Below are 2,212 nucleotides of genomic sequence, written 5' to 3'. Positions count from 1 at the left end.
TATTCGCAATCTTCAGATGGAAGCATGACATAAAGTGGGCATTCACCATCCCGAAACTGCGTATAATCAAAGTAAAAAGTCTCACCAAAATCTGTTCTACTTACGATAAGCTGTTCTGGTGTCGCAAACCCCCTTTTTCTATTATTTAAGTTGCGGAAAACAATATCACCAGCAGCAATACCTATTCCACAATCCCTATAAACGCTACAGATTTCATAACCTCCAATTTCTCCTCCTTTATAATTTTTTAAAAAACTCTTATAAGAAGATGTAAATTGTAAACCGAGAGCTTTCTCCGCCTTTTCAATCAGTAGATCATCAACTGCATTTTCTGCAGTACCCAAATTGATAATCTCATCATCATATTTATTCACTTTATCAATTAATACTGCAACATCATCTAAGGTATAGGTTTTCACAAATTTTCCCCTGCGTGCTCTTTAATTCTTTTACAGAGAAATTCATAAAAATTACTTGCATAATAATGTGACGCTCCAGATGGAATCTTGACGTAGAGTGGGCATTCACCATCCTGAAACTGAGTATAATCAAAGTAAAATGTCTCACCAAAATCAGTTCTACTGACAACAAGCTGTTCTAATGTCGCAAAACCATGTTTCCTATGATATAAGTTTTTATGCACAATATCACCAGCAGGATGATCCTCAAAACTTGCGTTATAAATGCTAAAAATTTCATAACCTCCAATTTCTCCTCCTCCATAATTTTTTAAAAAACTTTTGTAGGACGAGGTGAATTGTAAACCGAGAGTTTTTTCTGCCTCTTTAATCCGTACATCACTAGCTGCATCCTCTGCAGTGCCAAAGTCGATAACATCCGGATACTTATTAATTAATTGTGCAACATCAGCTAAGGTATAGGTTTTCATGGATGATCCTCAAAACTTGCGTTATAAACGCTTCATATTTCCTCTATCAATTTCACCTCTTCCATAGTTTTTTCCAAAAGCTCTTGTAAAAAGGTATAGGTTGCGGAGTGGGAGTGTTCTCAATCTTTTCAATTGGTTGATCACCATCAGGTATCTCAACTCCCACGCTTTCTTTAATTCTTTTGCAAAGGAATTCATAAAAATCACTGGCGTAATATTCGCAATCGCCCAATGGAAACCTGACATAGAGTGGGCATTCACCATCCCTAAACTGCGTATAATCAAAATAAAAGGTTTCATCAAAATCAGCATCACAAACGATAAGCTGTTCTGGTGTCGCAAAACCATCTTTTCTATCGAGTAAGTTTCGGTAAACAATATCACCAACAGGAACACCTTCCCCACACTCCTTATAAAGACTAAAGATTTCTTCACCACCAATTTCCCCTCCTTTGTAATTTTTTAAAAAACTCTTGTAAGACGATGTGAATTGTAAGCCGAGAGTTTTCTCCGCCTTTTCAATTACAAGATCATCAACTGCATTTTTTGCAGTACCAAAATTGATAATCTCATCATCATATTTATTCACTTTATCAATTAATACTGCAACATCATCTAAGGTATAGGTTTTCATCAATTATTCTCCATAAATTATTCTATAAGTTTCTTTTTTCTCTTTTCATCAACCGTAGAGCATTATTGCCGATGCTCCTGTCCCCATCTGTCAAAATCTATCCCTATGATACTCCATTTCATATCAATTATTCCTCCTAAATTACTGTTTTTTTGTTCTCTATAACCTTTAGCGCGTTCCTTCCAATATTCCTCTCTCCACTTACCAAACTTTTCTCTCTCTATAAGCGATTGATGTGTTTTTGGATTAGCGTGAATCACGGAAGTATATTTGTTATGATCTTTACTACCAATTTCTGCTATGGGCCCCTCAGGCGTTTGCGATAGATGATGCAACTCAACAGGCTTGCCATCAAACCCCATAGGTGCTCTTCCTGCTTCCATTCTTTCAACATTGGTGCCCCATACTTCTTCCCCTTTTACTGTCCAACTAACAATTTTGTTAGGATCAAACAAATCGTCTCTCTGATAGGCTTTGTTAGTCTGTCCAAATTTGCTATCGGTAAATTTAGTAGGTTTCTTTTTTAACCACTTCTTTTTTTCTTTAGCAGCAAGTTTAGTTAGTTCTTTCTTCGCCGCAAGTTTGTCAGGATCTCCTTGAGCTGCAAGTTCTGCAAGATTTTTCTTGGAAGCGAATTGGGCAAAATCTTTCCTAGCAATGAACTTGATCACAGCCTTGTTGCCAAGATT

4 protein-coding genes are annotated in these 2,212 nt (G+C 36.6%); all 4 read right to left on the bottom strand.

Annotation, left to right across the window (positions count from 1 at the left end; all coding sequences use genetic code 11):
• Window positions 1-419: SMI1/KNR4 family protein (locus tag ACFINH_RS09595; protein ID WP_375632934.1), on the bottom strand; the 419-nt coding region annotated here is incomplete at its 3' end.
• On the bottom strand, window positions 416-889 hold the full coding sequence (locus tag ACFINH_RS09590) for an SMI1/KNR4 family protein (RefSeq protein ID WP_375632932.1): 474 nt from the start codon (window positions 887-889) through the stop codon (window positions 416-418). The genes ACFINH_RS09590 and ACFINH_RS09595, both read right to left, overlap by 4 nt.
• Window positions 890-941: 52 nt before the next feature.
• Window positions 942-1,523: an SMI1/KNR4 family protein gene (locus ACFINH_RS09585; RefSeq protein ID WP_375632930.1), complete on the bottom strand. Its 582-nt coding sequence runs from the start codon at window positions 1,521-1,523 to the stop codon at window positions 942-944.
• Between the two features lie 62 nt (window positions 1,524-1,585).
• The coding region (locus tag ACFINH_RS09580) for an HNH/ENDO VII family nuclease (protein WP_375632928.1) at window positions 1,586-2,212 on the bottom strand (627 nt) is incomplete at its 5' end.

The sequence above is a fragment of the Bartonella sp. AA74HLJMH genome, from assembly GCF_042197045.1.
Lineage (GTDB): Bacteria > Pseudomonadota > Alphaproteobacteria > Rhizobiales > Rhizobiaceae > Bartonella.
The sequence above is the reverse complement of the archived record's forward strand: the minus strand, read 5'-3'. Positions and strand labels throughout refer to the sequence as shown.